A 19,725-nucleotide genomic window follows, 5' to 3' on the forward strand; every position below is an offset into this window, starting at 1 on the left:
ATGGCGACATTGATCGAGCATTGGGAGCAGCGCGGTGTGCACCTCTATGAAGATGGCGGGCGCCTGCGCTACTACTGCGGCGCAGACGGACTGCCTGAAGATATCCGCCATTTAGTGGGTCATGAGAGGAGTCGCCTGCTGGCGTACCTGGCCCCAACGGACCCACTGGCGTCTCACCTTGGCGGGCTGCGCCAGGCCTACTGGCTGGGTGAGCATTCGGCTTTCAGCCAGGGCAGTGCTGCCTATCTGCACCTGGTCTATGCCGGCGCGGTGCCCACGGCCGCGCAATTGCAAGCGGCATTGCCCCGCCTGCTGGTCTTGCACCCGATCCTGGCCTACACCCTGGACGCCCAGGCCCCGCGCTTCAAGCCGCTGGTCGCGCCGCAGCTGATGGTCGAGCAGCAGGTCGCTGCAGAGGGGACGGACCCACGGCGTTGCACGGCCCTGGCGAACAGCGCCATGCCGATTGCGCCGTTGACCGCGGAGCAGCCGCTGTTTCGCCTGGTGCTGGTGGCAGGTCCCCATGAGCGCTGTTTGCATGTGGTCTATCGGCTGGCGCTGTTCGATGCCCCGGCGGTGCAGATTTTTATCGGTGACTTGCTGGCACTGGTCGCCGGAGACAGTCCTCTGCAAGCGCAGGGCTATGCCCCGGCGCAAGTCGCGGCGTGGAGCCGGGCCCAACGCCTGGCGCGTTTCAAGGCCCGGCACTACTGGCTGCAAAAGATTCCCCAACTGGCTGCGGGTCCGGACCTGCCGCTGGCTCGGCGTCGGCAGGCGAGTGCAACACCGGCGCGCTTCATCGAGCATCGGGTGGTCCTGACGCCGGCGCTGCAGCAGGCGCTGAGTGCGGCGGCACGGCATCACCGGGTGTCGCTCAATGCGGTCCTGCTGACGGTGTATCTGCAGACCCTGGCACGCTGGTCGGGCAGGACCACGGTGACCTGCAGCGTCATGTACAGCACCCGGACGCTGCTGGGGCCGGAGTTCGCCCGCACCATCGGCAATTTCGCCGATACCCTGCTGCTCGATCTGCCATCCCAACCCCTGGCCTTTGCCGCCTGCGCCCAGCGAGTCCAGCAGGACCTGTACGGTGCGCTGCAGCATGCCGCCTACGATGGCGTGTCAGTGGTCCGCGAATGGATTCGCGAACACGACCAGCGTCTCGACAGCAGCGAGCCGCCGATGCCTTATGTGTTTTCCTCGTTGCTGGAAATGGACCTGCCGGCGCCACCGCTGCAACAGACCGATCACGCGATGATGACGCCGCAGATCTGGATCGACGCCCAGGCCTTCGCAAGCGAGGCGGGCCTGTGCCTGTCCTGGGACGAGCGCGAGGGCTTGTTCGAGCCCGGGCTTGTCGCCCAGGCCTTCGAGCATTTTCATGGCGCCCTGGAGCGCCTGGCCAACCAGCCGTCGACCTGGGAGCTGACCGAGCTGGCCTTGCCTGAGTCACTGCTGGCCCGGGTCGATGCCTTCAATCACTGCACGCGGCCGCTGCCTCGGCAGGCTCTGCATCAGGGCCTGTCCAGGCAAGCGGCGCTGCGCCCGGATGCGCCGGCGCTGTTGAGCGCTGGCAGCAGTCTGAGTTTTGCCGAGCTGTTGCGCCTGGCCAGTCGTCTGGCCAGCCACCTGAATGAAAACGGCGTGGGGCCCAGTGACCATGTGGTGGTGCGCGGCAGTCGGGACAGCGCCAATGTGGTGGCGATCTACGCGGTACTGATGGCCGGGGCGACCTATGTTCCGGTGAGCAAGAGTTCTCCGGTGCGCCGGGTGCATTCGATCATCACCCAGGCAGCGGCCACCACGGTGCTGGGAGACGATGCTGCGGACATCGCGGCGGTGCTCGCATCGCCGGTGAACTGGTCGCTCGACTACCGGCACTGGCTGGCGTCGCCGGAGGCGCAGGGCGCCGCTATCGCACCGGCTTATCCGGCGGTGGACAGTTCCCTGGCCTACCTGATGTTCACCTCCGGCACCACGGGCACGCCCAAGGGGGTAGCGGTCAGCCATCGCGCCGCGTTCAATACCCTGCTGGACTGTCGCGAGCGCTTTGCCATCGACGCCCAGGACCGGCTGCTGGGGGTCAGTGAGTTCAGCTTCGACCTGTCGGTGTTCGACCTGTTCATGCCGGCATTGTGCGGCTGTGCGCTGATCCTGCCGGCCAATGGCGAGCGGGCCGAGCCCCAGGCCTGGCTCGACGCGGCACGGACCCATGGGGCGACTGTCTGGAACTCGGTCCCGGCGATCATGGAAATGGCCCTGGGCTACGCCAGGGCGGTGGGCCTGCCGACGCCGGCGGCGAGTGTGCGCCTGTGGATGGCCAGCGGCGACTGGATCGCCCTGGGGTTGCCCGAGCGCCTGCGGGAGCTTACACCGGGTTCGCGCTTCGTGGCCTTGGGGGGCGCCACCGAGGCGGCCATCTGGTCCAACTGCTTCGAGGTCCAGCAAGTGCACCCCGAGTGGCCGAGCATTCCCTATGGCCGACCGCTGAGCAACCAGCGGTTCTACATTCTCGACGCGCTGGGCCGGCGTTGCCCGCCTGGGGTCAAGGGCATGCTGTACATCGCCGGCGACGGCCTGGCAGCGGGCTACATCCATGATCGGCAACGGACCGAGCAGGCCTTCTTCATCGAGCCCGGGTTGCAGCAGCGGGTCTACCGCACCGGTGACATGGGACGGCTGCGAATGGACGGGGAGATCGAGTTTCTCGGCCGCGAGGACTTGCAGGTCAAGCTCAATGGCATGCGTGTGGAACTGGCGGAGATCGATGCGGTGCTGGGACGCGCCCCCGGGGTTGAACAGGTGGCGGTGTGTGTAGACGCTGCCGGGGCCTTGTACGGGTTTTTCGTCGCCGGTCAGCCGGCACCCAGTGGCCCGCAGTTGCTGGCCTTCGCGGCGCAGTACCTCAATCCCTACATGCTGCCGGTGCAGTTGTTCGCGCTGGCGCAGATGCCGCTGAGCGCCAACGGCAAGGTGGATCGGGGGGCGCTGGTGGCCTTGCTGCCAGGGCTTTGCGAGCCCGGCGAGCCGGTGCAGGAGGTGGGCTTCTCGGCTCGGCAGGAACTGCTGCTGAGCTGCGTCCAGCGGGTGTTGCCGGCGGTACGTGGCGCGGCTGATTCATGGTTCGACATGGGCGCCTCGTCACTGCACGCGGTGCATATTCTGTTGGGGTTGAACACTGAGCTGGGGCTGGACCTGAGCCTGGCGGACATCTACGCCTATCCCTCGGTCAGTGCCTTGCTCGGGCATGTGCAGGGCACGGGCCGGCGGCACCGCAACCGGGTGGATTTCTGCGCCGGCAGCGGTGAGCCGCAACCCTTGCTGGTGCTGGTGCACCCGGTGGGCGGGGCGTTGTCGTGCTATTGGCCGATGATTCGTGCCACCCGCGAGGACTTCCAGGTGATTGGCCTGTGTGCCGACGCCGGCCAGCGTTTCGATACGCTTGAGGATCAGGCTCTGGAGTACCTGGAGCAATTGCAGGACAGCCTGCAGGCAGCACGTCCGGTGGTGCTGGCCGGTTGGTCGTTCGGTGGCGTGCTGGCGGTGGAAATGGCCCGCTTGCTCAGTGACCGCGGCCGTCAGCAACTGGCGCTGGTGACCCTCGATGCGGGCGCGCCGCTGGACAGCGTGGTGCAATTGCCGCCGAGCCTGTTGCAGCAACTGTTTCAGGACGACCTGGAGCATTGCGCCCAGATCCAGGCCACGGGCCAGGCGGTAGCCGAAGTCTGCGAGAGCGCCACCCAGGAACGCTTTGCCTTGTTCTGTCGGCACTACGCCGCCTTGCTCGATTATCGCTACCGAGCGCCGGCTTGCCCGACCTGGCACCTGCAGGCCAGCGTCGAGCAGCCGTCCAGCGGGCTGCGTCCCTTGGCCGGACAGGACCGGGATGCCCATTGCCTGACCCTGGCTGGTGACCACTACAGCATTCTTTCCGGGGCGGCCCTGGAGCAGATTTTGCTGAGCCTGGCGGCGGCGGTGCGCGAAGTCAGCGCGGCGGATGACCGCCAGGCAGGGACATGAACGCTGGTGAACACAGGCGTGCGCGCCCAGTGGCCACCCCGGCAGGCGGCTCACTAGTGGCTGCGGGCCATGATGTGGAGTGTCTGAAAGTGCTGTTCCAGGCTGATTCTGCACTGGCGGATCGCCCCGCTAACCGGGAAAATTCGCCTCGGCTCCAAGGCTGCCACCCAGGCGCCAGGAGCCTCATAAACAGGGTAATTAAAGGAGTGACACTGTGAAGTTTGGATACACGATTGTTTATGTTCCCGATGTTGAAGCCTCGATCCGTTTCTTCGAGGACGCCTTCGGTTTCTCCCGTCGTTTCCTCGACGAGTCCGGTGATTACGGTGAACTCGACAGTGGCGCCACGACCCTGGCCTTCGCCAGCCGCGGCCTGGCGGACTCCAATTGTGAAGGCGGCTACCAGTTCTGCAGCCCTCAGCACAAACCTCTGGGCATCGAGATCGCCCTGGTCACCGATGATGTGCCCAAGGCCCATGCCAAGGCCCTGGCCGCCGGCGCCACCGAGCACGCGGCTATTCAGCACAAGCCTTGGGGGCAGGTGGTTTCCTATGTGCGTTGCCCGGCCGGAACCCTGGTCGAGTTGTGCACTCCGGTGGGCCAGTGAGCACCGGGCTTGAGGTTGCGGGCTGCCAGGGAGTACGCGGTCATGGTTAAAACCGAGGATGCGGTCCTGGCGTTGCTCGAGGACATCGGCAGCACCCACGGAGCCTTGCTGGACATCGTCCAGCGTGTGCGCCAGGTGGTGGAGGAAACCTGCGGCGGCGTCGAGGAAATGGTCAAGTACGGGGGCATCATGTTTTCCCGTGCAGCGCCGTTCTGCGGGGTCTATGCCTATACCGACCATGTATCGGTGGAGTTTGGTCAGGGCTATCTGTTCGAAGACCCGCACGGGGTGCTCGAAGGCTCTGGAAAGTTTCGCAGGCATATCAAGTTGTTTGCTGTATCGGATGTTCAAAAGAAGCATCTTGCTGATTATGTAAGGCAAGCAATCACTCAATAGTCTTTTGAACTGAACACCTAACTAACGGTTGTTTCCTGCGGGGGATCATATCCCCCGCACGGGACCTTATTGCCCTGAAAAAACCACAGAGTGGAATGAGCACATGAACGATGCCAGCACTTACGGCGAAACCCTGGCCGATATCTATGACGACCTGTACGGCGAGGCTCCGGCCAATGCCATCGAGGTCCTGGTGGCAATGGCCGGCACCCGCGAGCCGGTGCTGGAGCTGGGGATCGGCACCGGGCGTTTCGCCTTGCCGATGCATGCACGCGGTGTGCAGGTGCATGGCGTCGATGCATCACCGTCGATGCTGGAGAAGCTGCGGGCCAAGCCCGGTGCGGCCGGCATTCCCCTGACCGAGGCGGATTTCGCCACCCTGGAAGGGGTCGGGGGCGGTCCGTTCAGCCTGGCCTTCTGCACCTTCAGTTCATTGTTCCTGCTGCTGTCCCAGGCCGCCCAGGTCAGTTGCTTCAAGGCCACCAGCGCCTTGCTCAAGGACCATGGACGCCTGGTGATCGAGACCTTTTATCCGGACCTGTCGCGCTACGGCAAGGACCAGCCGGTCTATGTCGGCGGCCTGGAGCGCAACGAAGTGCTGCTGGAAGCTTCGCGCCTGGATGCCGTCGCGCAGCGGGTCAGCTGCCGCTTTATCCGCATGCAGGAGCAAGGGGTGAAAGTGATTCCGGTGGAGCTGCGCTATGCCTGGCCGGCGGAACTGGACCTGATGGCCGAGCTGGCGGGCATGCGCCTGGTGCAGCGCTGGTCAAGTTGGGACAAGACGCCTTTCGTCGAGGGCTCGTTCAAACATATATCGACCTATGAAAAGTTGCCCCAGGCCTGACTTTCCAGAACTTCGGAGTTGGACATGGACGTTTCTCAATCACCACGCATTGTGATCGACGAAAGTCGTTCGGCCCGCGAGTTGATGCTCGCGGGAGAGTGGTTCTGTACGCCTGATCTGGAACTTGCGCGCATGCGTTTTCGCTCCCAGGCATTGCAACGACGCTTTAACGATTGCTCTGTTCTGGCGTTCAAGGAGCAGCAGGCCCTGCTGGCGAAGTTACTCAAGCGAGTGGGCCTGAACAGTTGGATAGAACCCAACTTTTATTGTGATTACGGGGTGCATATCGAGATTGGCGATGAGGTGTTTATCAACATGAACTGCACCTTTCTGGACGCAAACCGGATCCTCATCGGCGATCGCACCTACCTCTCGCCCGGCGTACAGCTGATGACCACCGCCCACCCCCTGGACCCCCGGGCACGTACGGTGCGCATCGACGCTCGCCTCAAGTGCGTGCAGCGGGCGGCACCGATTGTGCTGGGCAACGATGTGTGGATCGGCGCGGGGGCGGTGCTGTTGGGCGGGGTGGAGGTCGGCGATGGCAGCGTCATCGGCGCCGGCAGCGTGGTGACACGCTCGATCCCGGCCGGGGTACTGGCGGCAGGTAATCCCTGCCGAATCATCCGCTCGGTGTACGAGTGAACCTACTGGATCTGTTTATGAGAGACGTGACAGTGAATATCGATGACACAGGCAAGGGCCACACCGGCGCTATCGCCTCCCTCGGCGAGGCGGCCGGCCGGTTCGTCCATGGACCGTTGTGTGTGTGGTTCACCGGCCTTTCGGGGGCCGGCAAGTCGACCCTGGCCAGGGCCCTGGAAGCGCGGCTCGGGCAGTTGGGCGCACGAGTGCGGGTCCTGGATGGCGACGACCTGCGTGGCGGGTTGAACAGCGATCTGAAATTCAGCGCCGCCGACCGCAAGGAGAATATCCGCCGCCTGGGGGAGGTTGCCCGGCTGTTCTACGACAGTGGCTACATCGTCCTGGTCAGTGCGATTTCGCCATTCATTGAAGACCGCGAGCGGGCGCGGGCGTTGTTTGCCGCGCCGTCGTTCATCGAGGTGCACGTCGCCACTGCTCTGGCCTTGTGCGAAGCGCGCGACCCCAAGGGCCTGTATGCCAGGGCCCGCAGTGGCCTGCTGCCGGAGTTCACCGGGATTGACAGTGCCTACCAGCCGCCGACGGCCTGCGAGTGCCTGATCGAGACGGCAGGGCGCAGTGTCGACGACGGCGTCGGGCAGTTGCTGGAAGTCATTGGGCGCATCGGTGGAGGACATCATTGATGGCCACTTCGACCTTCGAGCGCGTGCTCAAGCGTTACCGTTTCTGGCTGTTTGCCCTGGTGCTGGTGCTGGTCGCGGGGTTGTCCTGGGGGATGACCTCGATCCGCTTCGCCGCCGACTACCGGGCGTTTTTTCCCGAGGGCGAAAAAACCGTCGAGCAACTGGACGCCTTGCACCGGCAGTTTGGCAAGTCCGACACCCTGCTGTTCGTGATCAAGAACCCCAAGGGCACGGTGTTTACCCGGGAGTACCTGGAGCAGTTGCATGAGCTGACGCAACAGGCCTGGCACATTCCCCACGCTTATCGGGTGGACTCGGTAACCAACTTCCAGCATGTGTTCGCCGAAGGCGACACGGTGCATGTCGAGGCCCTGGTACGCGAGCCCACGGACCTGACGCCGTCCCACATCGAGTTGATGGAGCGCCTGGGACGCAATGACATCGAACTGGTCAAGCGCCTGGTGTCCAGCGATGGCCAGACGCTGGGGGTGCTGGTCACCCTGCAGTTTCCGCCACAGACCCTGGATGCGGCGCTGGCCGCCACCGCCGAAGGCCAGCGCCTGCTGGATGACTTTGCCCGCAAGAACCCGCAACTGCAGGTGCACCTGACCGGGCTGGCGGCCGTGGAGGCGGCCTATCCGGCAGCGGCGCAGCAAGACATGGCGGTGCTCACGCCGTTGATGTACCTGATCATTCTGCTGGTGAGCGTGCTGATGCTGCGCAGTCTTGGCGCCCTGCTGGTGGTGCTGATCGCCATCAGCATGGCCACCGCCGCGACCCTGGGCGCCAGCGGCTGGCTGGGCTTTGAGGCGACGGCCTTGACCGGCCTGCTACCGACCATTGTTCTGGCGACCTCGGTGGCGGAGATCATGCACGTGCTGTCCGCCGCGCGGCAGATGAGCGCTGAGTATGGCCAGCGCCGGGTGGACCTGGCCTGCGCGGCGATCAAGGACACCATCAAGCCGATTGCCATTGGCACGGCGACCAATGCCGTGGGTTTCTATAGCCTGGTGTTCGCCGCGTCGCCGCCCTACAAGGAGTTCGGGGTGCTGGCGGCCATCGGTGCGGTCATGGCGTTGCTGGTGACCATTTCGGTGGCCGCGGTGCTGATCCCGCTGCTGCGGCTCAAGCCGCTTGAGGGGGCCGCCAGCCGGCGCTATTCGCTGTACATGGAGCCGTTGTTGCGCTACCCGAAGCTTTGGCTGCTGGGGTTTGTGGTGCTGTTCGTGCTGGCGATCGAGCCGGCGCGCAACAACCTGATCAATGACCGGATCGTGGAGAACTTCGACACCAGCATCCCGGTGCGCAACGCCACCGAGTTCGCCATGGACAACCTGTCCGGGATCTATCGCCTGGAATATGTCGCCACCTCGGCCAGGGGCGATATTTCCGATCCGGGCTTTCTCGTCGAACTGGACCGTTTCGCCCAGTGGCTCAGGACTCAGCCGGAAGTCGATTCGGTCACCACCCTCGGTGATGCCCTGAAGAAGCTCAACCAGACCATGAACGGCGGGCAGGCCGGGGAATACCGCTTGCCCAGCGACCCGGCGTTGGCCGCACAGATGCTGCTGGTGTACGAAATGTCACTGCCGTTCGGCCTCGACCTGGGCAGCCAGATCAACATCGACAAGTCGGCCACGCGCCTGGTGGTGACCCTGAGCCGGCTCGACACCCAGCAGATCCGCGACATCAAGCAGCGGGCCGATGACTGGTGGCAGACCCATGCCGATCGTGCGGCGCTGGTGCCGAGCCTGGGCACCGGCGAGGCGGTGGTGTTTGCCAACCTCACGCACATCAGCATCGAGTACATGGTCAATGGCCTGCTGTTCGAACTGGTGACCATCACCCTGATGGTCGCGCTGTTCCTGCGCAACGCCGGCCTGGGGTTGATCAGCATCCTGCCCAACGTCTTTCCGTTCTTCATCATGTTCGGCCTCTGGGGCCTGTGGCGCGGTGAGATCAATACCGCGGCGATCAATGTCTGCGTGGTGGTCTACGGCCTGATCGTCGAGGCCACGATCCACATCATGAGCCACTACAAGGAACTGCGCCTGGTGCAGGGCCACCCGCCACGAGAGGCACTGCGCCTGACCTACCAGCATGTGCTGCCGTCGGTGTTCGCCAATGCGGTGATTCTCGCCTCGGGCTTCATGGTGATGACCTTGTCGCCGTTTTCGATGAACGCCGATTTCGGCCTGCTGGCAGTCATCGCGATTTTCCTCGGACTGATCTTCGACGCTCTGTGCCTGCCCCTGGTGCTGCTGACCTTTGACCGCTTCCTGTGGGGCCGCGCCGCCACGCGACTGGCCACGCGCGAAGCCTGAACCCGACCCGTATTCAGAGAAGGAATCGACAATGAACTGCAATGCCGTATCGAGCGTCTGCCTGTCACTCTGCGCACTGCTGTACCAGGGGACATCGCTGGCCAGCCCGGAGCAGGAACTGGGGCAGCAATACGCCCATCACTGGCGCGACAGTGACCTGGGCTACCAGGACACCAGTGCCAGAATCCGCCTGACCCTGGTGGAGAAGGAGGGCGCCAGCACCGACCGCTTCATGCGCATGAACAGCTTCGAAACCGCCAGCACGGCGGTGGGCGACAAGGTGCTGCTGACCTTCGAGGCCCCGGAGAACATCAAGAATTCCCGGGTGCTGATCCACTCCAAGATCAAGGAAGGCGATCAGGTCTGGCTGTACCTGCCGGCCCTCAAGCGGGTCAAACGGGTGGCGGCGGCCGACCGTTCCGGGTCGTTCTCGGGCAGCGAGTTTTCCTACGAGGACATTGGCTCAATGGAAGTCGGCAACTACGACTACCAATGGTTGCGCGACGAACCCTGCGGCGACTTCCAGTGCGCGGTGGTCAAGCAGGTGCCGCTGTATCCGTATTCGGGCTATTCGTCGATCTGGGTCTGGTACAACAAGACCGACTACCGGCAGATGAAGACCGAGTACTACGACCGCAAGGGCAGCAAGTTCAAGACCCTGACCCTGGGTGACTACCAGTTGTTCCTGGGGCGCTACTGGCGTGCCCTGAACATGACCATGGTCAATCACATCACCGGTCGGCAAACCGTGCTGGTCAGTTCCGACGTGCAGTTTCGCACCGGCATCCGGGAGGACGCTTTTGAACCTGCAAGGCTTGGAAACCTGACGCAATGAATCCAGGCAAGGTCCACCGCAGGCTCCAGGCGTTGATGCTGGGGCTGTGCTGGAGCGTCACCCAGGTGCAGGCCGAGGCGGAGCAGGGGTTGTCGGCGAAGATCGCGCTCAAGCGCTACTTCTTCAGCTCATCGCCGGCCGAAGGCGTCGACGATGGGCAGCTGTCCGGCACCGCGCAACTGGGCCTGGACTACCAGTACCTGCAGAGCTGGGACAGCCTGCGCCTGCGCCTGGTGGTCAACCCGCGCTACCTGGAGAGCGGGTCCAGGGACCCGCGGCCGAGTTTCTATTGGGATGAGCTGTTCGTGCTCCTCGAGCAGGACAACCGTGAGCTGAAAGTGGGGCGGATCAAGGAGCATTGGGGTGTCATGGAGACCCGCCAACTGGTGGATGTGATCAACACCTACGACAACCTCGACGGTCTGCAACCGGAAGAAAAGCTCTCGCAGAAAGCCATCAAGCTGGGCAGCACCCTGGGGCCCGGGCATCTGAGCCTGTACCTGCTCGACGGCTTCGAACCGGTGCAGTTCTACAGCGAGCCGGCGCGGTTTGCCGCTTACCGGGTCCAGCCAGCGGCCGAGTACATCCACGGTGCCGATCCGGATTCCCTGGATCTGGCGGCGCGTTATTTCGTCTCGGTGGCCGACCTGGACATCGGCCTGAGCTACTTCAAGGGCACCAATCGGTCGCCGGCATTGCGCGCCGAAGGTGACAGCCTGGTGGCCCAGTACACCGAGGTCACGCAATGGGGGCTGGATGCGATCTGGGTCAGGGAACAATGGTTGTACAAGCTCGAGGCCCTGGATCAGCGGGTTAGCGACAATGCCTACAGCTCGCGCAAGCTGTCGGTGGGGCTCGAATACGCGATTAACCGGGCCTGGCGCGATGCCGACCTGAGCCTGATCGGTGAATACCACCACGACCGTGACCAGCCCCTGGCCCCGGTGAGCATCTTTGATCGCAAGTTCCTGTTGGGGGCGCGTCTGGAACTCAACGATGCCCATTTGTCCTCGGTGTTCCTGGGCTACACCGCGCAGGCGTCCGATCTGCGCAACAACATGCTCAGCGCCTCCCTCGACCTGGGGCTCAGCGATGCAGTGCGGGCCGGTGTCAGCGCGGCGCTGATCAACAGTTCCGCGAGCGACGTGGTCTGGGATGCGCTGGCCAGCGATTCCCACGTGGCGTTGGAGCTTTCCTATTCATTCTGATCGTACCGGCGCACGCCGGGCCGATCCCATGCAATTGCTTAAAGGGATAAGGCCATGGATACCTTGCTACAGATCATCGGATTCGGGCCCGCGGCCCTGGGTCTGTTCATTACTGCAGATCGCAATGGCCGTTTGCAGCAATTGCTCGACTGCGGGTTGCAGGTGCATGAGCGCAGTGCCTCCCTGGAGCAGTGGGATGGCCTGGGCTACGAAATCGAAGCCAATTCGCCGATTGCCGATTTTCTTGGCGGCATTCGCCGCGACGGGGTGTTTGCCCAGTGCCTGGATCAACCCCAGGTCCAACGCTGGCTGCAGGTTCCGGAGCAGGTAGTGCCCCTGGTGCAGGTCTCGGCGTTTCTGCGTCAACTGGCGCAGGTGATCATCGAGCGCTGTCAGGCTCACCCCAGAGCGGCGATCCATTTTGCCCACGGGGTCGAGGACGTCCGATGCGAGGCGGATGGCTTCACGGTCAGTGGTGGCTGGGGTAACAGTTCCAGCCGTTACCTGGTGCTGGCCTGTGGCGCCCGGGTGCGTGACCTGCAACCGCAGGAGGCGATGCCGGCCACTTCGGTGCTGTGCTCCGACCGGGTGCTGCGGGGGCGGGTTGACCCGATCCTGCGCCAGACCCTGGAGCAAGGGCGGCCAGTGGTGGTGCTGGGGGGCAGTCATAGCGCCTTTTCCGTGGTCGGCTACCTGCTTGAGCGTTTCACCGGACTGCTCGGTCTGGGGTCGATCCAGGTCCTGTGCCGTCGCCGCCCGGCATTGTGGGCGGCCTCGACCCGGGTTGCCGCGCCATTGGGGGCCCAGGACCGGGTGGATGAGGACAGTGGCGAGGTCAACCGCTTCTGCGGCTTGCGCGGTGCCGCCCAGGACACCCTGCTGCAGATCGAGGCTGGCGCGCGCGCCAGTGTCGTCTTGCACATCGGCTCCACCGATCCGCAACCCTGGCTCGCCCGCGGTGCGCTGTTGATCAATGCCACCGGTTACCGACCCCGATTGCCCGGGCTGCTGGATGCCCAGGGCCGTCAACTGCGCCTGGACCAGCGCGACGGCAACCTGTGCAAGCACCCGCAGAGCCACGAACTGACGGTGGGCGGCCAAGCGGTGCGCGGGTTGTTCGGCACCGGGCTGGGGTTTTCCGACCGGCGCGGCGCGACCCTGGAAGTCGGGGTCAACTTCTTTCACGGCCGTTGTGCCGGGAACATTCTGCACGCCGTGCTCTGACGGCATCTCACTTCAACCAGGCATACAGGAGGCTGCATGCGCACACTCGCGGCAACTCGATCGGATCTACAGACAGGACTGGCGATGCTGCCCAGCGCTTTACCCGCGGACCCCGCCGCACTGGACGACCTGCTGTCCAAACTCGCCACCCCCCAACGGGTCTATCAATTGCTGTCGTCGCGCCTGACGGTGCGGCAGGTGCTCTGGTGCCTGGCGCAACTGCTGGCCGAGGGACAGCTGCGCGTGGTGCCGGGAGGCTCGCCGCAGCGCTTTGTCCGGGAGGGGCCGGATGAGACTCCGCTGCCGGGCTGCGGCCTGCATCTGGTGGGCGACGACAGCCTGCGCCTGAACCCGCATTTTCGCGAGATCCTCACCGATCTCATCAGTGACAAGCAGAGCCAGTACAGCCAGTCCGTCGAGACCTACGAAACCTTGATCCGTCGTTACAAGATCATGCAGAGCCTGGGCGACTTGAATCACGAGGCACTGTTGCTGTTGGGGGATGACGCGTTGTTCTCGCTGTTCCTCGCGGTACATGGTTATCGCCGACGGATCGTCGTGGCGGACATCGACCCGCAGTTGCTGGCGACCATTGCCCGGGTCGCGGCGCAGCAGGGTTTCAATAACATCGAGGTGGTTCAGTACGATGTCTTCCAGCCCTTGCCCCAGAGCCTGGTCGGGCAGTTCGACTGCTTTGCGGTCAATGGTTTCAAGGACCTGGGAGGCTTGCTGATGTTCGTCTGTCGCGCCTTGCAGGCACTCAAGGCGCCACCGGCCATGCGCAGCGGCTACCTCAACTTCGGCAGTCACGATGTGCTGTCAGTGGAGCAGGTCAGGCAGGAGGTCGAGATGCATCAGGCGCTGCTGCGCTTTGGTCTGTACCTGGACTACTGCGTGCCCTGTCCCGAAACCCATGTGTGCAGTGCCTTCGAGGAAGCCTTCAGCGCCAGCGCGCAACGCCTGGCCGAGGTGCCGCCGGTGTTGCGAGTGCAGGCGTGCGAGCGTGAACTGCAGGCGCTGTACCAGGCCTTTTCCCACCTGTCCTGGGTGCAGATGCGCAACTTCCCGGACATCCAGCTCTCGCCCCTGAAGATGGGCCGCTGCCGGGTGGTGGAGCGCAATGACCGGGAGATCTCCCGGTTCCTGCGCTTGGGCCAGTTGTACGCAGGCAGCACCGCCAATGCCCAGTGAGGCCGGCAATGGCCGGGTGGTGGTGCTGTCGCCGCACCCGGACGATGGGGTCTGGTCCCTGGGCAGCGGCCTGGCACGCTGGGCGCCGCGGCAGGAGATTGAGCTGTTGAGCCTGTTTGCCGGCGACGCCCCGGCGGGGCTGACCCGGGCCCGTGCGCCGGAGCAGCGCTGGCGCTGTTTTTCCACGCCCGGGCAACGTCGCGCCGAGGATCGGCGTGCCGCCGCAGTCCTCGGCTACGGCTGTTCGAACCTGGAGGCAACGGATGGTGCATTGCGTCTGGATCAGGGCGGAGGTTTTGCGCATGCCAGCCTGCAGTCGCTGTTCCTGGACAGCACCCCGGCCTCCTGGCCAGCCCCGGAGGCTGCCCTGGTGGCTGCGCTGCAAGGTTTTCTACGGCCGCAGGATGTGGTCTGCGCGCCGCTGGCCATCGGGGGGCATGTCGACCATTGCCTGACCCATCGCCTGGCCCGCGAGCTGCCTAACCGGGTGTATTTCTACAGTGAGTTTCCCTATGCCGAGCAGTTGTCGCAGCAGGCGCTGCAGGGGCATGTGCGGGCCTTGGGCCTGCAGCTGCAAGCCCGGGATATTGCCTGTTCCTGGCCGGCGTGGCGCGAGGCGGCGCTGTGCTACCGCTCCCAGGTGCTGATGCTGTTCGCCGGTCAGGGCCGTTTTCTCCAGGCCCTGCAGCGTCACTGCCGCGTACAGGGGGACACGGCGTTCTGCCGGATCTGGTCGACCCGGGCGATGTAGCGCTGCACCGAGCCGGTGGGCGAGAGCAGTTCGTCCAGGGCCAGGGCCTCGGCGATTGGTGCCTGGGCCTGGAACAGTTGCAGGTTATGCCGATGGTCCTCCCAGCGCTGGGGATTGTGATGGGACATGTGGTAACCGCAGGCGCGGGGTTCCAGGCTCAGCCTGACCCCGGCCCGCCACAAGCGGTAGCCCAGGTCCAGGTCTTCCATGCCCCAGCGTCGGCCATAGGACGCATCGAACCCGCCTACTTGGCGCCAGGCGCTGCGCGACAGGGAGATGTTCGCCCCGGCACTGGCCAGCCATGGCCACTGGCTGGCCCGTGGATGTTCTGCGGCCTGCTCCAGGGGATTGGCCAGGGTCCGCGCGCTCTGTGGTGTCCAGCGCCCGGCCAGCAAGTCTTCCACCAGGATCGGTGGGCAGCCGACGGTGCCCAGGGCCGGATCGCTCACCGGACCCAGGGCAATCAGTTCCCGCAGCCGGCCGTGTACCAGGCCGCTGTGTGTCTGCTGGGCCTGCAGGTGGGCCTCGAAGAAACCGTCCTGGACCAGGATGTCATCGTCGAGAAACAGCAGGATCTCACCCCTGGCGACACTGGCCCCAAGATTCCTCGCCGCTGCGCGCCCCAGGCCCGGCGAGCTGAGCAGCCGTACGTCCGGCAAGGATTCGACCAGGGCCAGTACGGCGGGCTGGGCGCCGTCGGCGACGATCACGGTCTCGAATTCACAGCGTGCCTGTTGGCGCTGCAGGCTGGCCAGGGTCAGGCGCAGGCGCTCGGCCTTGGCATGCACCGGAATGATCACGGAGAGCTGCATCAGGCACCTTCGTCGCGCAAGTCGCTGGCAGGGCCAGCCTGGCCGGGCTGGTGGTTCAGTTGGTGGTGACGCTGGGTCATGAGCACCGCAGCGATCAGGTTGCCGATCAGCATGGCTTCCACCAGACCATTGAGGCCGCGCTGCCAGTGCAGGGTCAGCAGCCAGCCCAGGGGCACCATCAGCAGCAGGTAGGCAATGGCATGGATCAGGGTGGGGGCCATGGCGTCTTCGCGTCCGCGCAGGGCATTGGACATGATTCCCTGCCAGGCATCGAAGGGCAGCGCCAGGGCCAGTAGCAGCATGCTCGGCAGGGCCACGGCCAGCAGTTGCGAGTCATGGCTGTATTGCGCCAGCAACGGTTCCGGCAGGGCCGCCAGGACCAGGGCGCAGAGGGTGCTCAGGGACACCCCCAGCAGCAGCCCGGCGCGGGTCGACAGCTTGATGTCCGGCAGGTCGCGGTTGCCGTGGGCCATGCCCACCTGGATCGAGGTGGCAAAGCCGACCCCCATGGGAATCATGAACAGGATCGAGCGGATATTGACCAGCACCGCGCAGGCGGCGGCAATTAATGGCGAGGCCACTGCGGCCATGACCGCGATGAGCATGAAGGCCAGGGCTTCGATGCCGAAGCTCAAGCCGCCGCCGTAACCGATGCGGCGCTGCATCTGCCATTGCGGCCAGGCCCAGCGAAAACGCTGGTTGATCGCGAAATCGTCACGGTCAGCCATGATCCGGTGCACATACAGCACGATCGCCAGTGCCATTAACAGCCGGACAATGGTGGTGCACCAGGCTGAGCCCAGGGCGCCCATTTCCGGCAGGCCGAACTCGCCGTAGACCATGGCGTAGCACAGCACCGCGTTGACCAGGTTGCCGCCCAGGATGACCAGGGTGGCGGGCATGGGGCGAGAGATGCCTTCGAGGAAAAACGAGTAGGCGATGTAGATCAGGATCGCCGGCAACCCCAGCGCCACGATGACCATCAGTTCGGCAATGGCCGCGGCCAGCTCCGCCTGCACCCCGAACCGCGCGAGCAAGGGCAGGCTGGCGACACTGGCCAGGGCGCAGGCCAGCCCGAGACCGAGGGCCTGGACCACTCCGCGCTGGGCGGCCAGGCCGGCGGCGCGCGGGTCCTGCTGGCCGATGGCGATCGAGCCCATGACCAGGATGCCGAACAGCAACCCGGCGGCAATCAGCATGTAGGTGTCGGCAATCGCGTGGGTGATGGAGATCGCAGCCAGCGACTCGGTGGCATAGCGCCCGACCATGATGGTGTCCACCAGGGACAGCAACAGGAAGCCGATGCGCGACACGACGATCGGCCCCGAGAGTTTGGAGAGTTGCAGCAACTTGTCTTTGAGCGGTGTGGAACTGGCCATGGGAGTGGCTCCTGGCTGCGGTGCCCGGTCAGTGACCTGGCCGGGCGGTGCAAGATGGCGTGAGATGGGGGTAGAGGGCGGACATCGCCGAGGCCAGCGAGCGCAGCTTGCGGTACTCGTGTTCGCGGGTCTGCGCACAAGTGCCCAGGCTGGCGATGCGGCTGCCGAGGAAGTCCCGGTAGGGCGCGAGGTTGTCCTCGGCGGCGAAGGCCAGAGAGGTCTGGGTGCCGTCCACGGTCAGGGTCAGGCTCGGCTGTTGGATGCGGTTCTGGCTGAAGCCGAAGGTGGTGCGCAAACACAGCTCACCGGCGCTGCCGTACAGGGTGATACGGGTTTCATCGTGCTCCTGGTGGCTGGCCCAGGCAGTACTCATGCGCACCAGCGTGCCGCCCCGGGCCTGCAGGCAACTGAATGACTGCGACTCGACTTCGATCGTGCCTCCCGGGCCCTGGTCGCCACGCCAGGTGGCCTGCTGTTGAGCTTCATCGGCGGTCGCCGGCACATGGTTGCACAAGGCCGCGTCGATCAACGGATAGTCCAGTGCATGCAGAGCCACCTCCAGCAGGTGCCAGCCCAGGTCCGCGCCCGAGCCGGCCAGGGCCTGGCTGGCCTGGGTGAACCAGGAGCCCGGGCGCGGCACCCCACGGCGCCGACGCCAGCTGACATCGATGCAGTGCAGTGTGCCCAGCGCGCCCCGGGCCGCGGCCATGGCGCGAACGTCGCTGCGGTGGGCCGCCGCGGCGCTGACCAGGAGTTCGGCACCGGTTTCACGGCTGCAGCGGATCAACTGTTCGGCATCCGCGGAGGACAGGCAGGCGGGTTTTTCCAGGATCACGTGCAATCCCTGGCCCATGGCCCTCAAGGCCTGCTGCACGTGATGCACGTTGGGCGAGCAGATCAGGGCCAGATTGCAATTGTGCAACGCCTGGTCACTCATGCAGCGATGCCAGCGCGGGCCAGGCGACATGGCAGGGAAGGCCGTACTCGCATCGGTCTGTGGATCGATCACCGAGACAATGTGCGCATTGTGTTGCACCAGCAGTGGTGCCCAGACATTGCGCACCACCCAGCCGGCTCCGACGAGGGCTATACGGGGCTCGATCATCGTTCGCCGGCCAGATGCTGGTGGACCTTGGCGATGGCCGTGGCGATGTCCAGGGTGTCCTGTTCGTTGCCGAGCAGGGCGCGGTGATGGATCCAGATACCTCGTTGTGCCATGTGCTCGGTCACCGGACAGGAGGCGATGCATTGGGCCAGGTCCTGCCGGGTCGGTGCCGGTGCCTGCCAGAAGCTGGGAATGCGGTACAGCGCCTGGTAGGAGCGGAACGCCGGGATGCCTTCGGCCACCAGGCAGTCCACCACCCGGTTGCGATCCAGCGCGCGCTGGCCCGGGAGGTCGTTGAGGGTGAACAGGAACATGTAATAGGGATGGGTGTGGGCATCTTGGGTGCGCACCTGTGCGGTGACCAGTCCCTGGCGGGCCAGGGTGTCACTCAGGAGCCGGGCGTTGTGCTGGCGCACACGGGTCTGTTGCTCCAGGCGTGAAAGCTGGACACCAAGCACCGCGGCGCTGAACTCGCTCAACCGGGCATTGGTGCCGACCACGGTGTGCTGATAGCTGCGATCACCCAGCGGACGCCCGCAATTGCCATACAGGAAGACCTTCTCGCGCAGCTCTTCGTTGGGGCACAGGACCAGGCCGCCTTCACCGGCGGTCATCAGCTTGAAGTTCTGGAAACTGAAGCAGGCCAGGGAGCCATACTCGCCGATCCCGGTATCTGCGTAGCCCCGCGCGCCGTGGGCATGGGCGGCGTCCTGGATGATCACCAGCCGATGCTGGTCGGCGATTCTCGACAGGCTGAGCATGTCGCACATGTGCCCAGCCATGTGTACTGGAATGATGGCTCGGGTGCGGGGGCCGATGTTCGCCAGCACGGCGGCCGGGTCGATGCACAGCGTGTCGGGCAGTACATCCACGGCAATCGCGGTGGCACCGATACGCTGGCAGGCCATCGAGGTGGAGATGAAGGTGAACGCCGGCACTATGACCTCGTCACCGGCACCGATGCCTGCGGCTTGCAGGGCGATTTCGATCGCCACTGTGCCGTTGCTCACCGCAAAGGCCGAATGGGCGCCGTGCATCTGCGCGAAGGCCTGTTCGAAGTCCAGGTTTTCGCAGCCTTGCATGCGCCACCACTGGCCCTGATGCAGGCTGCGCAGCAGAGCGCTTTCCTCTTCGGCGCCAAACTGTGGCCAGCCGGGATAAGGGGTTTGTCGAACAGGGGTACCGCCATCAATAGCCAGGGTCATACATCCATTCCCTTGGAAAGGTTGATAAATAAACAGGCAAGCAGATGTTTACCGGGATGTTTTGGAAGAAGTCCCGGTGTTTAAAGTGTCTTTCCTGAAGTTGTAGTTGGGCTGCCAAATGTGTCGCGCTATAGGTTTTGTAGTTCGTGGGTGGTGCTTCCCTAGTTGTTATTTTCAGAGTCGCCGTGAAGATAACATGGGATTAAAAGCTGGGTGCAAGGTTATTTTTAGTAATCCTTTGTAATATTGTGAAATACTCTCGGAGTTGCAGTTGTCGTGTCCGAATTAATCCCTGTGTTAAAAAATCGGAAATAGCTGATTTGTCCTGAAGCCCCCGTTCTGAATGGCTTTGAGGTGGGTTGGTGGCGGGCGTAGGCGCGCTTTATAAGAATAGCTGACGTCAAGGAAGTGTCGTTTCATATCTGGGAATTTATATGCAGCTCTCCTTTTTAAATAAAGGAGTGGTTTGTGTCTTTCTGCCTTTTATTCGCTTTCTTGACAGGGTGGTATTCGCGACATTGCAAAGGGATTGTCACTT

16 protein-coding genes are annotated in these 19,725 nt (G+C 64.2%); 12 read left to right on the forward strand and 4 right to left on the reverse strand.

All coding sequences use genetic code 11. From position 1 onward, the window contains the following. The 12 genes from Q8O96_RS04300 to Q8O96_RS04355 all read left to right on the forward strand — a co-directional run bounded on the left by Q8O96_RS04300 (position 1) and on the right by Q8O96_RS04355 (position 14,686). Entirely contained in the window at positions 1–4,020 is a 4,020-nt protein-coding gene (locus tag Q8O96_RS04300) for an amino acid adenylation domain-containing protein (protein ID WP_305948433.1), read from the forward strand. Positions 4,021–4,234: 214 nt separating this feature from the next. Then, entirely contained in the window at positions 4,235–4,627 is a 393-nt protein-coding gene (locus tag Q8O96_RS04305) for a VOC family protein (protein ID WP_102864339.1), read from the forward strand. A gap of 42 nt (positions 4,628–4,669) precedes the next feature. After that, positions 4,670–5,023 (forward strand): DUF1801 domain-containing protein, encoded by a 354-nt coding sequence (locus Q8O96_RS04310; protein WP_102864585.1) that lies wholly within the window; start codon positions 4,670–4,672, stop codon positions 5,021–5,023. A 103-nt stretch (positions 5,024–5,126) separates the two neighbouring features. Next, on the forward strand, positions 5,127–5,867 hold the full coding sequence (locus Q8O96_RS04315; protein ID WP_102864340.1) for a class I SAM-dependent methyltransferase: 741 nt from the start codon (positions 5,127–5,129) through the stop codon (positions 5,865–5,867). 24 nt (positions 5,868–5,891) lie between these two features. Next, complete coding sequence (locus tag Q8O96_RS04320; RefSeq protein WP_102864341.1) at positions 5,892–6,512, forward strand: sugar O-acetyltransferase; 621 nt, start codon at positions 5,892–5,894, stop codon at positions 6,510–6,512. A gap of 17 nt (positions 6,513–6,529) precedes the next feature. Continuing rightward, entirely contained in the window at positions 6,530–7,153 is a 624-nt protein-coding gene (cysC, locus tag Q8O96_RS04325) for an adenylyl-sulfate kinase (RefSeq protein ID WP_102864342.1), read from the forward strand. After that, positions 7,153–9,477, forward strand: coding sequence for an RND family transporter (locus tag Q8O96_RS04330; protein WP_102864343.1), 2,325 nt, complete (start codon positions 7,153–7,155; stop codon positions 9,475–9,477). The genes cysC and Q8O96_RS04330 overlap by 1 nt, the downstream gene beginning before the upstream one ends. Positions 9,478–9,508: 31 nt before the next feature. Then, the gene (locus tag Q8O96_RS04335) at positions 9,509–10,312 is read left to right on the forward strand and encodes an outer membrane lipoprotein-sorting protein (protein WP_102864344.1); all 804 of its coding nucleotides are present in this window, start codon (positions 9,509–9,511) and stop codon (positions 10,310–10,312) included. Further along, a complete protein-coding gene (locus Q8O96_RS04340; RefSeq protein ID WP_102864345.1) occupies positions 10,309–11,520 on the forward strand; it encodes a hypothetical protein in 1,212 nt (403 codons plus the stop codon). The genes Q8O96_RS04335 and Q8O96_RS04340 overlap by 4 nt, the downstream gene beginning before the upstream one ends. Before the next feature lie 54 nt (positions 11,521–11,574). Next, on the forward strand, positions 11,575–12,744 hold the full coding sequence (locus tag Q8O96_RS04345; protein ID WP_102864346.1) for a hypothetical protein: 1,170 nt from the start codon (positions 11,575–11,577) through the stop codon (positions 12,742–12,744). Between the two features lie 84 nt (positions 12,745–12,828). After that, the gene (locus tag Q8O96_RS04350; protein WP_162884138.1) at positions 12,829–13,935 is read left to right on the forward strand and encodes a bis-aminopropyl spermidine synthase family protein; all 1,107 of its coding nucleotides are present in this window, start codon (positions 12,829–12,831) and stop codon (positions 13,933–13,935) included. Further along, positions 13,925–14,686 (forward strand): PIG-L deacetylase family protein, encoded by a 762-nt coding sequence (locus Q8O96_RS04355; RefSeq protein WP_162884139.1) that lies wholly within the window; start codon positions 13,925–13,927, stop codon positions 14,684–14,686. Before Q8O96_RS04350 ends, Q8O96_RS04355 begins: the two co-directional genes overlap by 11 nt. Here Q8O96_RS04355 and Q8O96_RS04360 read toward each other — a convergent pair. Genes Q8O96_RS04360 through Q8O96_RS04375 form a run of 4 tightly spaced genes read right to left on the reverse strand, consistent with a single transcriptional unit; the run spans position 14,626 to position 19,187 of the window. Next, positions 14,626–15,498, reverse strand: coding sequence for a glycosyltransferase family 2 protein (locus tag Q8O96_RS04360; protein ID WP_250330425.1), 873 nt, complete (start codon positions 15,496–15,498; stop codon positions 14,626–14,628). The two genes, Q8O96_RS04355 and Q8O96_RS04360, sit on opposite strands and share 61 nt — an antisense overlap. After that, the gene (locus tag Q8O96_RS04365) at positions 15,498–16,877 is read right to left on the reverse strand and encodes an MATE family efflux transporter (protein ID WP_102879846.1); all 1,380 of its coding nucleotides are present in this window, start codon (positions 16,875–16,877) and stop codon (positions 15,498–15,500) included. The genes Q8O96_RS04360 and Q8O96_RS04365 overlap by 1 nt, the downstream gene beginning before the upstream one ends. A 28-nt stretch (positions 16,878–16,905) precedes the next feature. After that, positions 16,906–17,982: a Gfo/Idh/MocA family protein gene (locus Q8O96_RS04370; protein ID WP_253085463.1), complete on the reverse strand. Its 1,077-nt coding sequence runs from the start codon at positions 17,980–17,982 to the stop codon at positions 16,906–16,908. Next, entirely contained in the window at positions 17,979–19,187 is a 1,209-nt protein-coding gene (locus Q8O96_RS04375; RefSeq protein ID WP_102864352.1) for a DegT/DnrJ/EryC1/StrS aminotransferase family protein, read from the reverse strand. Before Q8O96_RS04375 ends, Q8O96_RS04370 begins: the two co-directional genes overlap by 4 nt. Positions 19,188–19,725: the final 538 nt, after the last annotated feature.

This window comes from Pseudomonas sp. LPH60 (genome assembly GCF_030718165.1).
Lineage (GTDB): Bacteria > Pseudomonadota > Gammaproteobacteria > Pseudomonadales > Pseudomonadaceae > Aquipseudomonas > Aquipseudomonas danubii.

What these genes read in the sequence shown, in the direction of transcription:
- Q8O96_RS04330 (WP_102864343.1), top strand. Translation starts at nt 7,153, where the DNA reads ATGGCCACTTCGACCTTCGAGCGCGTGCTCAAGCGTTACCGTTTCTGG.
- cysC (WP_102864342.1), top strand. Translation starts at nt 6,530, where the DNA reads ATGAGAGACGTGACAGTGAATATCGATGACACAGGCAAGGGCCACACC.
- Q8O96_RS04340 (WP_102864345.1), top strand. Translation starts at nt 10,309, where the DNA reads ATGAATCCAGGCAAGGTCCACCGCAGGCTCCAGGCGTTGATGCTGGGG.
- Q8O96_RS04345 (WP_102864346.1), top strand. Translation starts at nt 11,575, where the DNA reads ATGGATACCTTGCTACAGATCATCGGATTCGGGCCCGCGGCCCTGGGT.
- Q8O96_RS04310 (WP_102864585.1), top strand. Translation starts at nt 4,670, where the DNA reads ATGGTTAAAACCGAGGATGCGGTCCTGGCGTTGCTCGAGGACATCGGC.
- Q8O96_RS04300 (WP_305948433.1), top strand. Translation starts at nt 1, where the DNA reads ATGGCGACATTGATCGAGCATTGGGAGCAGCGCGGTGTGCACCTCTAT.
- Q8O96_RS04315 (WP_102864340.1), top strand. Translation starts at nt 5,127, where the DNA reads ATGAACGATGCCAGCACTTACGGCGAAACCCTGGCCGATATCTATGAC.
- Q8O96_RS04335 (WP_102864344.1), top strand. Translation starts at nt 9,509, where the DNA reads ATGAACTGCAATGCCGTATCGAGCGTCTGCCTGTCACTCTGCGCACTG.
- Q8O96_RS04365 (WP_102879846.1), bottom strand. Translation starts at nt 16,877, where the DNA reads ATGGCCAGTTCCACACCGCTCAAAGACAAGTTGCTGCAACTCTCCAAA.
- Q8O96_RS04370 (WP_253085463.1), bottom strand. Translation starts at nt 17,982, where the DNA reads ATGATCGAGCCCCGTATAGCCCTCGTCGGAGCCGGCTGGGTGGTGCGC.
- Q8O96_RS04320 (WP_102864341.1), top strand. Translation starts at nt 5,892, where the DNA reads ATGGACGTTTCTCAATCACCACGCATTGTGATCGACGAAAGTCGTTCG.
- Q8O96_RS04375 (WP_102864352.1), bottom strand. Translation starts at nt 19,187, where the DNA reads ATGACCCTGGCTATTGATGGCGGTACCCCTGTTCGACAAACCCCTTAT.
- Q8O96_RS04350 (WP_162884138.1), top strand. Translation starts at nt 12,829, where the DNA reads ATGCTGCCCAGCGCTTTACCCGCGGACCCCGCCGCACTGGACGACCTG.
- Q8O96_RS04360 (WP_250330425.1), bottom strand. Translation starts at nt 15,498, where the DNA reads ATGCAGCTCTCCGTGATCATTCCGGTGCATGCCAAGGCCGAGCGCCTG.
- Q8O96_RS04355 (WP_162884139.1), top strand. Translation starts at nt 13,925, where the DNA reads ATGCCCAGTGAGGCCGGCAATGGCCGGGTGGTGGTGCTGTCGCCGCAC.